The organism is Streptomyces sp. NPDC020362 (assembly GCF_040642095.1).
Taxonomy (GTDB): domain Bacteria; phylum Actinomycetota; class Actinomycetes; order Streptomycetales; family Streptomycetaceae; genus Streptomyces.
Genome location: NZ_JBFAET010000002.1, coordinates 1 through 16039, shown reverse-complemented (window position 1 = coordinate 16039; position 16039 = coordinate 1). Strand labels below are relative to the sequence as shown.

Genomic DNA, 16039 nt, shown 5'->3' with positions numbered 1-16039 from the left:
CGCGGGCGGCGCGGCCCGGTCAGCTCGGGGCCGGGTCCTTCACCGGCTCCGGTGCGGCCTGGGCCGCCACCGCCGTCACCGTCCGCGCCCGCGGCCCCTGGAAGAGGTACGACAGCCCGAAGCCCGCGGACACCACCACCGCGCCGCCCACCGCGTCCAGCACCCAGTGGTTGCCGGTGCCGACGATGGCCGAGACCGTGAGGAAGGGGTGCAGCAGGCCGAGGGCCTTCATCCACCACTTCGGGGCGATCACCGCAATGACGATGCCGCACCACAGCGCCCAGCCGAAGTGCAGGGACGGCATCGCCGCGTACTGGTTGGTGAGCGCGGTCAGGGTGCCGTAGTCCGGCTTGGAGAAGTCCTGGACGCCGTGGACGGTGTCGATGATGCCGAGGCTCGGCATCAGGCGCGGCGGGGCCAGCGGGAAGAGCCAGAAGCCGATCAGGGCGAGGAAGGTGGCGAAGCCCAGGGAGGCACGGGCCCAGCGGTAGTCGACCGGGCGGCGCCAGTACAGCACGCCGAGGATGGTCAGCGGGACGACGAAGTGGAAGGACTCGTAGTAGAAGCCGAAGAAGTCCCGCAGCCAGTCGATCTTCGACACGGCGTGGTTGACCGCGTGCTCGATGTCGATGTGCAGGGCGCGTTCGAGGCCGAGGACGAGGTGGCCGTGGTGTTCGGCGGCCGCACGGCCCTCGGAGTTGCTGCCTCCGGTCGCCGCGAGCCGTACCTGCTGGTAGGCGGCGTACACGACACGGATGAGCAGCAGCTCCAGCAGCAGGTTCGGGCGGGTGAGCACCCGGCGCAGGAAGGGCAGCAGCGGGACGCCGCGCAAGCGGGCCGGGACCGCCGGGGCGTACTCCGTGGGGACGGGCGTGCGGTAGTACGGCGAGCTGCGCGGCAGGAACGGTACGGCCGCGGCCGCGGCAATGGCCGCGAGCAGCACGATGTTGTCCCGCAGGGGGTACAGCACCGCCATGTTCGGCAGCATCATCTTCGCCGGGAGGGTCGTGACCAGGACGACCGCGACCGGCCAGACGAAGCGGTCCGAGGCCCGCCTGCCGACCCGGCCGACCACCGCGAACAGCACCCACAACAGCTGGTGCTGCCAGGTGGTCGGGGAGACGGCGACGGCGGCACAGCCCGTGACGGCGACGGCGAGCAGCAGCTGGCCGTCGCGGGCGTAGCGGACGGCGCGGCGCAGGGCGAGGGCCGCCACGGCGGCGCCCAGCAGCAGGAAGAGGGCTATCTCCAGGGGGCCGGCCAGGCCGAGCCGCAGCAGGGCGCCGTGCAGGGACTGGTTGGCGAGGGCGTCGGCCCTGCCGCCGAGACCGGCCCCGGCGATGTGGTGCACCCAGTAGGTGTACGAGTCGTGCGGCATCGCGGCCCAGGCGAGGGCCGTGCACACGGCGAAGGTGGCCGAGGTGGTGACGGCGGCCCGGCGGCGGCCGGTGAACCACAGCAGCGGAGCGAAGATCAGCACGGTCGGCTGGAGTGCGGCGGCCACACCGATGCACAGGCCGCCGGCCCGTTGCCCGCGGACGGTGAAGCAGCCGAGCAGCACCAGCAGGACCGGGATGATGCTGGTCTGGCCGAGCCACAGGGTGTTGCGGACCGGCAGCGACAGCATGAGCAGGCTGATGGCGACCGGGGCGGCCAGCAGCGAGGTGCGGCGGCCGACCGGCTCGGGCAGCGCACGGGCGGCGACCAGGCCGAGGGCGACCACCAGGAGCAGGGTGCCGAAGGTCCAGCCCCAACCGAGCGCCTGCTGGGCGGAGTTGGTGAGCGGCTTGAGCACGAGCCCGGCGAAGGGCGTGCCGGTGAACCGCGTCGAGTCGTACAGCGAGCCCTTCACGTGCAGGACGCCGTGCGGGCCGACCCAGGTCTCCAGATCGGTGAGCCGCTCGCCGCTCGGGGTGGTCAGGACGACGGTCATCTGCCGTATCGCGAGGATCGCGGCCACCGCCCACAGCGCGAGCCGGGCCGCGCGCAGCCGGGCCCCTTCCGCAGCCGCCCCGAAGGCATCCGTCGCCCGCCCGCCGTGCTCCACGTTCGCCACGCCTCGTCGGCCTCCCGCCCCGTTCGCCCGGCGTCGGATACTCCGGGCTCCCACTGCGATCCCTCTGAGGCTCGCAGACCCCCCGGAGGAAGACGCAGGCAACCCCCGATTCACCTGACGTCCGTCTCCTTTTGTCCGGAAGACGACAGTCGGAGGGGGGTGGGGTTGCCTCCTTCGGGCGCGAGAAGGATCACAGCGCAGGGCCGGTGATCCCCCGCGGCGGCGGGCAGACGTGGCTGCGCACGCACCATTTGGCTGCACCATGCATCGACTCGCACACGGGGCGTAAGGGCCCGAAGTCCACCTATCGTCGCTTTTCGGCCCGTCGCACGTCACCGTCGCCGTCCGGGCCGCGTCCCTGTCCCCGTCGAAAGGTAGGCGAGCTCCGTTTTGGCGACCGCCACAGCCGTCACCCCGCATCCGAAGACCCCGCGGGCCGCCGAGGCCCCGGCCGGCGTCACCGTCACCGACCCCGCGCTCGTCAGGCGCGCCGTGAAGGCGGCCGCGCTGGGCAACGCCATGGAGTGGTTCGACTTCGGTGTCTACAGCTACATCGCGGTCACCCTGGGCAAGGTCTTCTTCCCCTCCGGCAACCCGACCGCACAGCTGCTGTCCACGTTCGGCGCCTTCGCCGCGGCCTTCCTGGTCCGCCCCCTCGGCGGCATGGTCTTCGGCCCGCTGGGCGACCGTGTGGGCCGCCAGAAGGTCCTCGCCCTCACCATGATCATGATGGCGGCGGGCACCTTCGCGATCGGCCTGATCCCGTCGTACGCGTCGATCGGCGTCGGAGCGCCGCTGCTCCTGCTGGCCGCCCGGCTGGTGCAGGGCTTCTCCACCGGCGGCGAGTACGCGGGCGCGTCGACCTTCATCGCCGAGTACGCGCCGGACAAGAGGCGCGGGTTCTTCGGCAGCTGGCTGGAGTTCGGCACGCTGGCCGGTTACATCGGCGGCGCGGGTCTGGTCACGCTGATGACGGCCCTGCTCTCCTCGGACGACCTGCTCTCCTGGGGCTGGCGGATCCCGTTCCTGATCGCGGGCCCGATGGGCATCATCGGGCTGTACCTGCGGATGCGCCTCGAGGAGACCCCGGCCTTTGCGGCCGAGGCCGAGAAGGCGGAGGCCGCCCGGCCGAAGGTGCCGCTGCGCGAGATGGTGTCGGGGCAGTGGAAGGCCCTGCTCCTGTGCATGGGCCTGGTGCTGGTCTTCAACGTCACCGACTACATGCTGCTGTCGTACATGCCGAGCTATCTGACGAGCGAGCTGAAGTACGACGAGACCCACGGGCTGCTGGTCGTGCTCGGGGTCATGGTGCTGATGATGATCGTGCAGCCGTTCGCCGGTGCGCTGACCGACCGGGTCGGCCGCCGTCCGGTGATCGCCGCGGGCTGCGCGGGATTCCTGTTGCTGTCCGTCCCGGCGCTGCTGCTGATCCGTGAGGGCAGCCTGGTGGCCGTGGGGCTCGGCATGGGGGCGCTGGGGCTGCTGCTGGTCTGCTTCACGGCGGCCATGCCGGCCGCGCTGCCCGCCCTGTTCCCGACCCGGGTCCGGTACGGCTCCCTGTCGATCGGGTTCAACGTGTCGGTGTCGCTGTTCGGCGGGACGACTCCACTGGTGGTCACGGCGTTGATCGGGGCGACCGGGGACATGATGATGCCTGCGTACTACATGATGGCCGCGGCTGTTGTGGGCGGGTTTGCGGTGTGGCGGATGAGCGAGTCGGCGGGGCGGCCGTTGCCCGGGTCGGCGCCGTCGGTGGAACGCTAGGCGCCGTCGGGGTACGGCCGTTCTCCGGGTGCGGGTCCGCAGGGGCTTGTCGCGCGGTTCCCCGCGCCCCCAGGAGGTTGCAGTCCCGCCGGGTCCAAGGCGCCCGTGCAACCGCAGACGGCCGTCACCCGGAGGACGGAAGTCCCGTGCCCGCCGCCAAGAACGAGCGCTCCGCGGCCGACGGGGCTGCAACCGCCCAAGGGGCGCGGGGAACTGCGGGATCGGCCCCCACACACAGACCCGCCGGGGCGGCGCAGGTGGGCACGGGGGCACCCTGGCGGTGCCGGTGGGCCGCCCGCCCCGCCCCGGGCGCCGGAACCGATCACAGCCCGGTGCCGTCTGTAGCCGCGTGAATCGCGCCCGCATCCTCGCAGTCGTCCTCGCCCTCCTCGGCGTACAGCTCAGCTGGCTGATCGCGCCGGCCTACGCGTGCGGCTGCGGTGCCATGATCCCGGAGGCATCCCAGAGCATCTCCGTCGCGAGGGAGCAGTCCGTCCTGCGCTGGGACGGCCGTCAGGAGCAGATCGTCATGCGGCTGACGGTCAACGGCGACGCCCGGGACGCCGCCTGGATCATGCCGGTCCCGCACCGGGCGACGGTCAAGCTCGGTGACCCGGCCCTGTTCGACCAGCTGAGCGAGGCCATCGCCCCCGTGCACCGCGCCCGCTACCACTTCTGGCCGGAGAACGGGGACTGGCCCTTCGACCGTGACGACCTGGTCGGCGACGCCGCCCCGCCCCCGGCGGCGGCCGGTGTCGGCGTGGTCGACCGGCAGCGGCTCGGCCCGTTCGACGTGGCCCGGCTGACCGCCACCGACCCGGCCGCCCTGGACACCTGGCTGCACCAGCACGGCTTCACGTTCCCGGCGAGGCTCAGGACCGCCCTGCAGCCGTATGTCGACCGGCGCTGGGAGTACGTGGCCGTACGGCTCGCGCCGAAGGCCTCGCACACCCCGCTGCAGGGCGCCCTCGACCCGCTCCACCTCACGTTCGCCAGTGACAGCCCGGTCTATCCGATGCGGCTGTCCCGCCTGGCGAGCCTGCCGCAGTCGCTCGGCCTGTACGTGCTCGCCGCGCACCGCATGCAGACCCGGACCTCGATCGGCGGGCTGCAGCCCGAGGTGGCCTTCGCCGGCCGTCTCGACCGGCCCGCCGGTGCCCTGGGCAGGCTGGCGGCGGGCACGCCGTATCTGACGGCCCTGTCCCAGCAGTTTCCGGACCCCAGGCGAATCTCCGGCGACCACGAACTGCGCCGCGCGGCCGCCGACACTCCGGTCCAGCAGGTGATCTACGACGACCGGCTGCGCGAGGTGGCCGGGATCCCGGCCTGGCTGGCGACCGTCGGTGGCGGCCTGCTGCTGGCCCTCACGGCCGTCGCGCTGGTCGTCGTACGACGCGCCCGGCGGCCGGTGACTCCCCCGCCGCCCGTGCAGCCCCCGCCGCCGTTCTTCCCGTCCGCGCCGCTCGGCTGAGACCATTCAGGGGGAAGTGCCAAGGAGCCTCGGGAAGAGAACTCGAGGAGACACTCGGGAAAGGCAGCAGGCGCATGAGCGGGTCGCAGGTCTGGGACGACGTCGACTTCTACTTCAGCAGCCACCTCACGCCGGACGACGACGTGCTCCAGGCGGCACTGCGGGACAGCGAGGCCGCCGGACTGCCGCACATCAGCGTCACGGCCACCCAGGGCAAGTTCCTCCGGCTGCTCGCCGAGATCCAGGGGGCCCGGAACATCCTGGAGATCGGCACGCTCGGCGGGTACAGCACGATCTGGCTCGGCCGCGCCCTGCCCGCCGACGGCAGACTGATCTCATTGGAGTACGACGCCAGGCATGCCGACGTGGCCACCCGCAACATCGCCCGCGCCGGCCTGGACCGGATCGTGGAGGTGCGGGTGGGGCCGGCCCTGGAGTCGCTGCCCAAGCTCGCCGACGAGAACCCGGCCCCCTTCGACCTGGTCTTCATCGACGCCGACAAGGCCAACAACCCGCACTACGTGGAGTGGGCGCTCAGGCTCACCCGCGCGGGCAGCCTGATCGTCGTGGACAACGTGGTGCGCGGCGGCCGGGTCGTCGACGCCGACAGCGCCGACCCGGACATCGTCGGCATCCGCGCCGCCGTAGAGCTGATCGCCGCCCACCCGAGGCTGACCGGCACGGCGGTCCAGACGGTGGGCAGCAAGGGGTACGACGGCTTCGCGCTGGCCCGGGTGCTGGGCTGAGCGCACGGGCCGCGGGGCTCACACCTCGTGGTAGAAGCCCACGTTGACGCTGCGCGGGGCGGTGCGGTCCCGGACGACTATCTCGCCGGAGCCGCCGCGCGGCAGCGCCACGGCCGAGCCGTAGCCGACGGTCTGCGCGTACTCGCCGACGATCAGCCGCACCTCGGAGGACGGCTCGGCCTGGGAGCCGCGCAGCCAGGCCACCTGCCAGCCGCCGTCGGGGCCGCACAGGAACTCGAGGTGGACCCGGGAGACGAACAGCCAGTCCTCGGGTGTGACCAGCCGGCACGCGGCGGCGTCCCGGCCCACCCGCAGCACGGCGCCCGGCTCGCTGGGCGCGTCGGCCATCGTCATGCCGGCCGTGGCGCCCGCGTCGGCCCCGGAGACGGTGGCCATGGTCAGTTCGAGCACGTGCGTTTCCCCCTGCAACATCTGCGACGTCCGGAACGTCCTTGTGCGGTGGCCCGGTTGCCGCACCGCCGCCGCATGATAGAACGCCCGGCCGGGCCGCGTCCGGCACAATGGGGTCATGACCGAGCGAAAGCCACCGGGTGTCCCGTTCGAGTCCTGGGTCGACCATCAGATCCGTGACGCACAGCGACGCGGTGAGTTCGACCGGCTGCCGGGTGCGGGCGAGCCGCTCCCCGACGGCCTCGACTCCACCTACGACGAACTGTGGTGGATCAAGCGGAAGATGGCCCGTGAGGGGCTCGCGGTGCTGCCGCCGGCACTGGCTCTGCGCAAGGAGGCCGAGGACGCGCTCGCGGCGGCCTGCACGGCGCCCTCGGAGCGGATCGTCCGGAAGATCATCACCGAGATCAACGTGAAGATCCGCGACATGATGTTCAAGCCGCCGCCCGGCCCGCCGCTCGGCAAGAAGCCGTACGACGTCGAGGAGGTCGTACGGGAGTGGCGCCGGCGCAGGGCTGCCGCCACCGGGGACGCACAGCCGCCGGACGGGCCGCGGTCACCGGCGTAGCAGGCGTTCGGCCAGTTCCTCGTAGTCGTGCAGGGCCAGGCGCAGGTGCTCGGTGTCCCTCTCGTCGCCGTCCTGCCAGGACCTGCGCAGGGTCCGGCGGCGGCGCGCGACGGCCTCGCCGAACCGCGCGGCGATCTCCTCCAGGGCGCGGTCGGCGTCCTCGACGGCGGCCCGCGGTGCGTCCGCGAAGGCGGCGGCCGCCTGCCGCATCCGGGCCTCCCACCGCTGCGTCTCCTCGTGCGGGAGGAGCGGGGTGTGCAGGGCGCCGCCTGCCTGTGCGCTGCACCCGGCCGGTCCGGGCGCGGCCGGCCAGGCGTCCGGGGCGAGGCCCTCCGTCGTCCCCGCCTCCCGCCCGGACAGCTCGCCCGAGGAAGGCACTCCGAGCCCGTCCTCCGGCATCGGGTCGTCCGCTCCGACGTCGTCACCGCCGGATCCGAGCGGGTGACGATCGGTGCCCGGCCGGGTGTCCCTGTGCTGTGGCACGGCTCGGCCCTCCTTCGGACGGCTCCCGGTGCCGGGTGACCCCGGCAGGCGGGCCGCAAACGGCCGTCAGGGCGCGAAGCGGCGCAGTCCGGTCACCGACCACACGGTCGCGATGCGCCCGTCCTCCACCTCCAGCAGGTCGATGCCGCTCTTGTGGCCGCCGTCCGGCAGCGTCACGTACCAGCGGGAGGCGACCTGCCCCAGCGCGCCGTCCACCATCGGGGTTCCCTCGACGGCGTACCGGAGCCCGGGCCTACGCGTGCGGAAGTCGCAGACGTAGGAGACGATGCCGGCCGGGCCGTGGATCTCGTCGGTGGCCGCGTCCTGCGGGTCGTTGCCGAAGCGGATGCGGAAGCCGGGGGCGAGGAAGGCCTCCGGGGCGGCGAAGTCGCCGTTCCACAGGGCGGTCCAGCGGTCGAAGAGGGCGATGCCGGTGGCGGGAGCGAGGGCGCCGGTGGTCAGGGGTGCCGTGGTCATGGCTGGTGCCTCCGATGAAGGTCGTCGCTGATCGGTACGGGCACCAGCCTCCGCCGTGTCCGCGACACCCCCCTGTCGGTGATTGCCGTCACATTCCCAGCTCGTCGAGGGGCAGCACGTCCGAGCCGAGCGTGTCGAGCGAGGCGAGGTCGACGGGGCGGTGCGGGGCCCGCTCGTCGAGGGCCGTGGCCGCGCGCACGCGGTCGAGGCGGAAGCCGCGCGGCGCCCGGCGCAGCCGGCACCACGCGGCCAGGTACCAGTGCTCGGGGCCGCCCAGGAAGGCGAGCGGTTCGACCTCCCGGGCGGTGACGGCGCCCGCCGCGTCGGCGTACTCCAGGCGCAGCACCCGCCCGGCCGACAGCGCCTCCCGCAGCACGGCGGGCACCACGGGCTCGGCGGTGCGGGCCGGCCGCGCGGCCGGTACGAGCAGCCCCACCCGCCCGGCCAGCTCCGCGGCCGCCCGCCGCTCGGGGCCGGGCATCACGGCCAGCACCTTGTGCAGGGCGCTGCGCGCGTCGGCCGCGAACGGCGTCCCGGCGAGGGCGTGCAGCCCGACGGCCAGGGCGGTCGCCTCGGCCGGGGTGATGGTCAGCGGCGGCAGCGTGCGCTCCTTGTCCAGGACGTACCCGCCGGTGCGGCCCGGCTCGGCGTGGATCGGCACCCCGGACTGCTGCAGCGCCGCCAGGTCACGCTCGATGGTGCGGACGCTGACCTCGAAGCGCCGGGCCAGCGCACGGGCGCTGCGGGGCCGGGGAGCGGCGGCGCGCAGTTCCTCGACGAGGGCGTAGAGACGGTCGGTTCGGTTCACGACGCACAGTCTCCGGAATTTCCCGGACCGGAGTCCCGACGGGGGTGCCGCGCTTCCCGGCGGTCGCCCGAATCCGGTTACGGAGGGTGCGCGGCGGCGCCCGACAATGACCGGCATGACCTGGACGATCGCCCCGGAACCGTACGACTCCCCGGCCGCCGCCGCGCTCTGGCGGGCGTACTACACGGAGGTCAGCGACCGCTGGTACCTGCTGCACGAGGGACACCGCACCGACCCGGACGAACTGGAGCGCCGGGTCGTGGCGCACACCGGCGCCGAACTCGCGCCGCCCACCGGCCAGTTGCTGATGGCCCGGTACGGCGGTGAGCCGGCCGGCTCGGCGGGCGTACGGCTGCTCGCCGCGGACACGGCCGAACTGACCCGGGTGTTCGTGCTGGAGGGGATGCGCGGCCGGGGCGGGGCGGCGCTCCTGGTCGCCGCCGCCGAGGAGGCCGCCCGCGCGCTGGGGGCCCGGCAGCTGATCCTCGACACCCGCGGCGACCTGGTGGAGGCCCGCGCCCTGTACGCCCGCCTCGGTTACACGGAGACCGGCCCCCACAACGACGACGTGTACGCCGAACACTGGTTCCGCAAGGACCTGTCGGCGTCCGGGGCCGTCAACCGGCCCTGACCGACGTGCCGTCGGTCGGCCGCTCCCGCTCGGAGCCGCACAGTTCGCCGGTGAGTTCCTTCACCAGCCTGGCCAGGTCGGCGGACCGGCCCGGCTGCCACCAGTCGCCGAGCAGTTCGGCCAGAGACTCCTCACGGGCCCCGGCGAGCCGTTCGGCGACCTCGCGGCCCTGCTCGGTGAGGGTTATGTCGAGTCCCCGGCGCTCGACGAGGTGCCGCTCCTCGATCTGGCGTTCGGCGACGAGGATGATCTGCATCGGGACGTCGGTGCGCTCGGCGAGCTGCCCCGGCTCCACCGACCCGTACTTGCGGATGCGCAGCAGCATCCAGCTGGCGGCGGGCAGCAGGTCGTACCCGGCCCGTTCGGTGATCTTCCGGTAGATCTCCCGGCGCCCCTCGCGGGTGCCGAGCACGGACAGCGCGCGGCACACCTCGTCGTAGGAGGAACGCTGCACCGGGTTGGGCGGGATCGTCTCGGACGCCTCCGGTGCGGTGACCGAGCCGCGCAGCCGGTCCTCCTTCAGGAACCACGCCAGGGCGAAGCCGACGGCGGCGACCGGGGCGGCGTACAGGAACACGTCGGTGATGGACGTCGCGAACGCGTGCAGGGCCGCCGGGCGCAGGGCGGGCGGCAGGGTGGCGATGCCGCGCGGGTCGGACTTGAGGGCGTCGGCGGTGGCGCCCGGCGGCAGGTGCATGCCGCGGAAGGCGTCGGCGAGGTTGTCGCCGAGGCGGCTCGCGAAGACGGTGCCGAAGATGGCGACCCCGAAGGACGCGCCGATGGAGCGGAAGAAGGTGGCGCCGGAGGTGGCGACGCCCAGGTCCTCGTAGGACACGGCGTTCTGCACGATGAGGACGAGGACCTGCATGACCAGACCGAGGCCCAGGCCGAAGACGAAGAAGTAGACGCTCATCACGGTGGTCGAGCTGTGCTCGTCCAGCCGGTGCAGCAGGAGCAGTCCGATGGCGGTGACGGCGGTGCCCGCGATCGGGAACACCTTCCAGCGGCCGGTGCGGCTGACGATCTGCCCGGAGGCGGTCGAGGACAGCAGCAGTCCGATCACCATCGGCAGCATGTGCACGCCGGACATGGTCGGGGAGATGCCGTGCACCACCTGGAGGAAGGTCGGCAGGTAGGTCATCGCGCCGAACATGGCGAACCCGACGATGAAGCTGATGACTGCGGCGAGGGTGAAGGTGCGGATGCCGAACAGCTTGAGCGGCAGGACGGGTTCGGCGGCCCTGCGCTCCACGGCGACGAACAGCACGGCGAGGACGACGCCCAGCACGGCGAGCCCGATGATCTGCGGGGAGCCCCAGGCCCACGTCGTACCGCCGAGCGAGGCGACCAGCACCAGGCAGGTGGCGACCGCGGCGATCAGGAAGGTGCCGAGGTAGTCGATGACATGGTGGGCCGCCCGGCGCGGGATGCGCAGGGCGGTGGCGATCACGGCGAGGGCGACGATGCCGACGGGCAGGTTGACGTAGAACACCCAGCGCCAGCTCAGGTGCTCGGTGAACAGCCCGCCGAGCAGCGGTCCGAGCACACTGGTCGCACCGAACACGGCACCGAAAAGGCCCTGGTAGCGGCCGCGTTCACGCGGCGACACGATATCGCCGACGATCGCCATCGACAGCACGATCAGCCCGCCGCCGCCCAGACCCTGCAACGCCCGGAAGCCGATCAGCTGCCCCATGTCCTGTGCCATGCCGCACAACGCGGACCCGACGAGGAAGATGACGATCGCCGTCTGGAACAGCTTCTTGCGCCCGTACTGGTCGCCGAGCTTGCCCCACAGCGGCGTCGCGGCGGTCGAGGCCAGCAGATAGGCGGTGACGACCCACGACAGGTGCTCAAGACCGCCAAGGTCGCTGACGATGGTCGGGAGCGCCGTCGACACGATGGTCTGGTCGAGCGCGGCGAGCAGCAGCCCGAGCAGCAGGGCTCCGATCGAGACGAGCACACCGCCGGAGACGTTCCCGGCAGCTTCCCTCTCCTTCGCCGTGCCGTGCGTATCAAGGGCCATGGAGACCTCCCGGGGCTGGGGTACACCCCCTCCATCCTGGGCGGTGTCGCCGGTTATGGCCTGTTGGGTTCCCTGTGTGGCCGGTTTGCGGCGTGTTCCGGCCCGGCGGATGTGGAGGGAGTCTGCATAAACTCTGGAGTTCGTTAGGGGAGGGGACCGACGCATGACGGGACCGACGGGACCGAGGAGCCACGGCTGCCCGGAGTGCGGGGCACCGCGGGAGTCGGACAACACCCCGTCCTGCGACTGCACCCGGCGCGCCTCCGACGCCCTGCGCGAGGCGCGTACCGCGCAGGCGGCCGCCGCGGAGGACTTCGATCCGCTGCGCATACGGCCGTACGTCGAGGTCACCGACGCCTCCGAGGACGGTGCCGCGGCCCCGACCGTCCCGGTGCCCTCCGTCGAGATCACCCGGCCGCTCGCCCCGGTACCCGGGCCGAGCACGACCGACCTGCGCCTGTTCGCACCGAAGACGCCGCACGCGCCCCCCGCGCCGGGCGATGAGGACCCGGCGGCAGAACCCCGGCGGCGCCCCCGTCGCACGTTCCTGCTGTCCGTGGCCGGTGCGGGCCTCGCCGTGGTGGCCGCGGCCGGAGTGGCGAGCGGTCTGTTCTCGTACCACACGCCGTCGCGCGACCGGGCGGCCCAGGAGGTGCGCGAGAGCGTCCCGGAGGTGACGACCCCGGACGCCTCGTCGGCCTCGGCGCCCGCGCCGCCCCCGGCGGCGGCTCCGACCCGCCCGGCCACTCCGTCCCGCTCCCCGTCGGCCGCCCCGAGCCGGTCCATCCGCGCCACACCCTCGCCCCTGAACCCCACGGCGTCCCGCAGCCCGTCCGGCCGGGCCTCCGCGACCCCCTCGGCGACCACCACCCGCACCCCGAACGCGGCACCCACCGGGGCCCCCGTACTGCGGCGCGGCGACCAGGGCCCCGCGGTCACCGAACTCCAGCTCCGCCTCCAGCAGCTGAACCTCTACGACGATCCGGCCGACGGAGTCTTCAGCAGCTCCGTGGAGGACGCCGTGGCCACCTACCAGTGGGCCCGGGGCATCACCGAGGACGCCCCGGGTGTGTACGGCCCGACCACGCGGGCCGGCCTGGAATCGGAGACGTCGGCCCCGTGAGCCGGTCCGGCGCCCGAGGACGCGGCGGTTCGGGACGGTCAGGGGTCCGGGGGGCGGCGTCCGCCGACGGGGTGCTCACCCCACGTGCAGCCGGATCCCCCCGTCCGCGGCGCTCTCGACCCTCACCTGCGTGAGGTCCCGCACCACGGCATGGGGCCGGTGCACCTCGGCCCGGGGCCCGACGCCCAGGACCGTCATTCCCGCGGCACGGCCCGCGGCGATCCCCGCACCGGAATCCTCGAGGACGACACAGTCCGCCGGATCCACCCCCAGCTCGGCGGCGCCCTTCAGGAACCCCTCGGGATCGGGCTTGCTCGCCCCGACCGACTCGGCGGTGATCCGCACCTCGGGCAGCGCCAGCCCGGCGGCTGCCATCCGGGCACCGGACAGCGCACGGTCGGCAGAGGTCACCAGTGCGTGCGGCAGGCCGCGCAGGGAGGCGAGGAAGGCGGCCGCGCCAGGCACCTCGACCACGCCGTCCATGTCGGCGGTCTCCTCCGCGAGCATGCGGGCGTTGTCGGCGAGGTTCTGCTCCACGGGCCGGTCGGGCAGCAGCACCGCCATCGAGGCGTGGCCCTGCCGCCCGTGGACGACCTTCATCACCCCGTCGCCGTCCAGCCCGTGCCGCTCCGCCCAGCGCCGCCAGATGCGCTCGACCACGGCGTCCGAGTCGACGAGGGTGCCGTCCATGTCGAGCAGGAGGGCGCGGGCGGTGAGGACGGTGGCCGGCATCGGCAGCTCCAGGAACGAGGTACGGGACAAGGCGGCCCCGCCCGCCGGTCAGGGAAAACGGGCGGGAGCCACTTTGTTCCTCCACGGTACAAAACAAAGCCGCGATCCCGCCACCGCCTCCGTCGAGGGTTCACCCGCCGTTCAGCTCAGCCCGCCACCGCCTCGTACAGGCTCCACACGCCGAGCCCCAGCATCAGCAGGGCCGCGACCTGCGTGATCAGCCGCAGCGGGACCCGCTTCATCAGGGCCTTTCCGCCGACGATGCCGAGCCCGGCCACCGCCCACAGCCCCAGTACCGCGCCGAGGCCGACGGAGATCGGGGCGTCGTATCGGGCGGCCAGGTTGGCGGTCATGATCTGGGTCAGGTCACCGAACTCGGCGACGAGGATCAGCATGAAGCCCGTACCCGCGACCTTCCAGAAGGACTGGTCGGCCGGCCTGCGGATCTCCTCCTCACCATCGGCCCCGCCCTTCTGCATCAGGAGCACCGCGCCGCCGCCGAGGAAGAGGACGCCGGTGATCGCATGCACGATCTGCTGCGGCAGCAGGGTCAGCACGCTGCCGGCCGCGACAGCGAGCACGACGTGCAGCAGGAAGGCGGCGGCGACGCCCGCGAAGACGTACGAAGCGCGGTAGCGGGTGCCGAGGACGAGGCCGGCGAGCGCGGTCTTGTCCGGCAGTTCGGCGAGGAAGATGACGCCGAAGACGAGCGCCGTCACGGTGATGCTGATCAAGGTTCCTCAATCGGTCGGGCTGCCCCACCGAGAGTGCTGAACCTCACATGAGACACCTCGGCACGGCAGCACACTCGGTCCCCGTGCCGTGAGGCACGGGCGTGCACTGCTTGCCGAAGGTCTCGCTGGGCGGACTTTCGCGAATCCGCCCCCGGGCGCCGGCTCAGGCTGGCTGAGCAGTATGTCGACGGTCCGGCGAAGAGCTACTCCCCTTCTGCGCTCCCCAGTGTAAGGGACGAGAAAGTTCCGCTCTAAACCTTGTCGTGTCATGAACGCGTCACTAGTTTCTTACCGAACGCTCACTCCGCGGTCACACGGCGCCGCGAGCATTCCCTGGCTCGCGCCCAACACCCCCACTCCACAAGGGAGTTCGCATGCCGAAGTTCTACGCGCGTCGACGGCTGAGCATACTCGCCGGGCTCACCGCCCTGGTGGCCTCCGCCGCCCTGTTCAACTCCCCGAGCGCCTCCGCCGCCCTCCCCACGCCGGTCAGTGCCGCCACCGCCCGCAGCTACCTGTCCCAGCTCACCGTGGCCACCGAGAACCGCACCGGCTACCAGCGCGACCTCTTCCCGACCTGGATCACCATCTCGGGCACCTGCAACACCCGCGAGTGGATCCTCAAGCGGGACGGCTCGAACGTCGTCACCAACTCCGCGTGCACCGCCACCAGCGGCAGCTGGTACTCCCCGTACGACGGCGCCACCTGGACCTCCGCCTCCGACGTGGACATCGACCACCTGGTGCCGCTCGCCGAGGCGTGGGACTCCGGTGCGAGCAAGTGGACCACCGCCCAGCGCCAGGCCTTCGCCAACGACGTCACCCGCCCCCAGCTCCTCGCGGTCACCGACAACGTCAACCAGGCCAAGGGCGACCAGGACCCGGCCACCTGGGTCCCGTCCCGCTCCGCGTACCTGTGCACGTACGTCCGCGCCTGGGTCCAGGTGAAGTACTACTACGACCTCTCGGTCGACTCCGCGGAGAAGACCGCGCTGACGAACGACCTGGCGAGCTGCTGACACCGCCGCCGCACCTTCCCTGCAGGGCCCGCCGCGTGAGGCACGCGGCGGGCCCTGCAGACAGTTCGGGGCCGCGCACCGAGCCGGTGGCGGACCCGGAAACGGAGCTGCCGCGTCCGGTGAATCCGCCGATGGACCGCAGCCGCTAGGCCGGCCGACGGCGCATCAGGAACCCCGCCACGGCACCCGCCCCGAACAGTGCCGCCACCGACACCGCCGTGGCCAGCCAGGTGGCGCCCAGCCAGCGGGCGCCGAAGTAGCCGAGGGCGACGCTGTAGACGGCCCAGGACAGGCCGGCCAGGGCGGACCAGGGCACGAAGTCGCGGGGACGGCGGTGGGCGGCACCCGCGCAGAGGGAGACGACCGAGCGGCCCGCGGGAGCGAAGCGGGCCAGGACGACCAGGGCGCCGCCGCCCCGGGACAGCGCCTCGCCGAGACGTTCCTGCGCAGTGGTCAGGCGGCGGGAGCGGGCTATCGCGCGGTCCAGCCGCTCCCCACCCCGCCAGGCCAGGCGGTAGGCGACGACGTCACCGAGGACCGAGGCGGTCGCCGCCGAGAAGGTCAGGGCGAGGATGTCCGGCAGACCGTGCGGGACGCGTCCGGTCGCCGCACCGGAGCCCGCCGCCGCGGCCGTGGCCGCGGTGATGACGAGCACCCCGCTCGGCAGCACCGGAACGAACACGTCGAGCAGCACCGACAGCGCCACCATGGCGTAGATCCATGGACTGCCCGCCAGCGCCCCCACGCTCTCCCACACGACGACTCCCCCGCTCCCCGCAGTTCCCCCGCAGATCCCCCGATGACAGCCGTACAGCGTACGCCCGGGGTGTGACACGGGGTTCGCGGGGGGCTCATGAGATCCACACCGGGCGATCACGCCCTTCCCCGTCCGGCAGAGACACGCGGACACGGCGCACGGGCGCACGGGCGGCGGGGGGGGCGCCCCCCCGGGGGGGGGGGGGGGGGGGCCGCCGCCGGGGGGGGGGGGGC

Annotated in this window: 16 protein-coding genes; 7 read left to right on the top strand and 9 right to left on the bottom strand. The window is 73.0% G+C overall.

Annotated elements, in window-relative coordinates; genetic code table 11:
• Window positions 1-19: 19 nt before the first annotated feature.
• Window positions 20-2056: a bifunctional glycosyltransferase 87/phosphatase PAP2 family protein gene (locus AB0H32_RS01300; protein WP_361112297.1), complete on the bottom strand. Its 2037-nt coding sequence runs from the start codon at window positions 2054-2056 to the stop codon at window positions 20-22.
• Window positions 2057-2446: 390 nt separating this feature from the next.
• On the opposite strand from AB0H32_RS01300, the gene proP reads away from it, so the two are divergent.
• From proP to AB0H32_RS01285, 3 genes are all read left to right on the top strand, one after another.
• Window positions 2447-3820: a glycine betaine/L-proline transporter ProP gene (gene proP, locus AB0H32_RS01295; RefSeq protein WP_361112294.1), complete on the top strand. Its 1374-nt coding sequence runs from the start codon at window positions 2447-2449 to the stop codon at window positions 3818-3820.
• 349 nt (window positions 3821-4169) lie between these two features.
• A complete protein-coding gene (locus tag AB0H32_RS01290) occupies window positions 4170-5291 on the top strand; it encodes a DUF2330 domain-containing protein (protein WP_361112291.1) in 1122 nt (373 codons plus the stop codon).
• Window positions 5292-5365: 74 nt separating this feature from the next.
• Window positions 5366-6037, top strand: a complete 672-nt coding sequence (locus tag AB0H32_RS01285; RefSeq protein WP_361112288.1) for an O-methyltransferase — start codon at window positions 5366-5368, stop codon at window positions 6035-6037.
• An 18-nt stretch (window positions 6038-6055) separates the two neighbouring features.
• Here the strand turns inward: AB0H32_RS01285 and AB0H32_RS01280 are convergent, their stop codons facing one another.
• Entirely contained in the window at window positions 6056-6448 is a 393-nt protein-coding gene (locus AB0H32_RS01280) for a hypothetical protein (protein ID WP_361112285.1), read from the bottom strand.
• 118 nt (window positions 6449-6566) lie between these two features.
• On the opposite strand from AB0H32_RS01280, the gene AB0H32_RS01275 reads away from it, so the two are divergent.
• Window positions 6567-7016 carry a DUF1992 domain-containing protein gene (locus tag AB0H32_RS01275; protein ID WP_361112282.1) on the top strand — a complete coding sequence of 150 codons (450 nt, stop codon included), beginning with the start codon at window positions 6567-6569 and terminating at the stop codon, window positions 7014-7016.
• Here the strand turns inward: AB0H32_RS01275 and AB0H32_RS01270 are convergent.
• The 3 genes from AB0H32_RS01270 to AB0H32_RS01260 all read right to left on the bottom strand — a co-directional run bounded on the left by AB0H32_RS01270 (window position 7005) and on the right by AB0H32_RS01260 (window position 8784).
• Complete coding sequence (locus AB0H32_RS01270) at window positions 7005-7499, bottom strand: hypothetical protein (RefSeq protein ID WP_361112279.1); 495 nt, start codon at window positions 7497-7499, stop codon at window positions 7005-7007. The genes AB0H32_RS01275 and AB0H32_RS01270 overlap by 12 nt on opposite strands.
• Window positions 7500-7565: 66 nt before the next feature.
• On the bottom strand, window positions 7566-7976 hold the full coding sequence (locus tag AB0H32_RS01265; protein ID WP_361112276.1) for a nuclear transport factor 2 family protein: 411 nt from the start codon (window positions 7974-7976) through the stop codon (window positions 7566-7568).
• Between the two features lie 88 nt (window positions 7977-8064).
• Window positions 8065-8784 carry a YafY family protein gene (locus tag AB0H32_RS01260; RefSeq protein WP_361112273.1) on the bottom strand — a complete coding sequence of 240 codons (720 nt, stop codon included), beginning with the start codon at window positions 8782-8784 and terminating at the stop codon, window positions 8065-8067.
• A 106-nt stretch (window positions 8785-8890) separates the two neighbouring features.
• On the opposite strand from AB0H32_RS01260, the gene AB0H32_RS01255 reads away from it, so the two are divergent.
• On the top strand, window positions 8891-9415 hold the full coding sequence (locus AB0H32_RS01255) for a GNAT family N-acetyltransferase (protein ID WP_361112270.1): 525 nt from the start codon (window positions 8891-8893) through the stop codon (window positions 9413-9415).
• On the opposite strand, the gene AB0H32_RS01250 is transcribed toward AB0H32_RS01255, so the two are convergent.
• Entirely contained in the window at window positions 9402-11441 is a 2040-nt protein-coding gene (locus AB0H32_RS01250) for an MFS transporter (protein WP_361112267.1), read from the bottom strand. The two genes, AB0H32_RS01255 and AB0H32_RS01250, sit on opposite strands and share 14 nt — an antisense overlap.
• Before the next feature lie 163 nt (window positions 11442-11604).
• On the opposite strand from AB0H32_RS01250, the gene AB0H32_RS01245 reads away from it, so the two are divergent.
• Window positions 11605-12564, top strand: coding sequence for a peptidoglycan-binding domain-containing protein (locus AB0H32_RS01245; protein ID WP_361112264.1), 960 nt, complete (start codon window positions 11605-11607; stop codon window positions 12562-12564).
• Window positions 12565-12639: 75 nt separating this feature from the next.
• On the opposite strand, the gene AB0H32_RS01240 is transcribed toward AB0H32_RS01245, so the two are convergent.
• The gene (locus tag AB0H32_RS01240; protein ID WP_361112721.1) at window positions 12640-13296 is read right to left on the bottom strand and encodes an HAD-IA family hydrolase; all 657 of its coding nucleotides are present in this window, start codon (window positions 13294-13296) and stop codon (window positions 12640-12642) included.
• A gap of 146 nt (window positions 13297-13442) precedes the next feature.
• Window positions 13443-14030 (bottom strand): TMEM165/GDT1 family protein, encoded by a 588-nt coding sequence (locus AB0H32_RS01235; protein ID WP_361112262.1) that lies wholly within the window; start codon window positions 14028-14030, stop codon window positions 13443-13445.
• A gap of 374 nt (window positions 14031-14404) precedes the next feature.
• Here AB0H32_RS01235 and AB0H32_RS01230 point away from each other — a divergent pair, with 374 nt between their 5' ends.
• Window positions 14405-15049 (top strand): HNH endonuclease family protein, encoded by a 645-nt coding sequence (locus AB0H32_RS01230; protein ID WP_361112259.1) that lies wholly within the window; start codon window positions 14405-14407, stop codon window positions 15047-15049.
• A 145-nt stretch (window positions 15050-15194) separates the two neighbouring features.
• Here the strand turns inward: AB0H32_RS01230 and AB0H32_RS01225 are convergent, their stop codons facing one another.
• Entirely contained in the window at window positions 15195-15806 is a 612-nt protein-coding gene (locus AB0H32_RS01225) for a VTT domain-containing protein (RefSeq protein WP_361112256.1), read from the bottom strand.
• Window positions 15807-16039 lie beyond the last annotated feature (233 nt).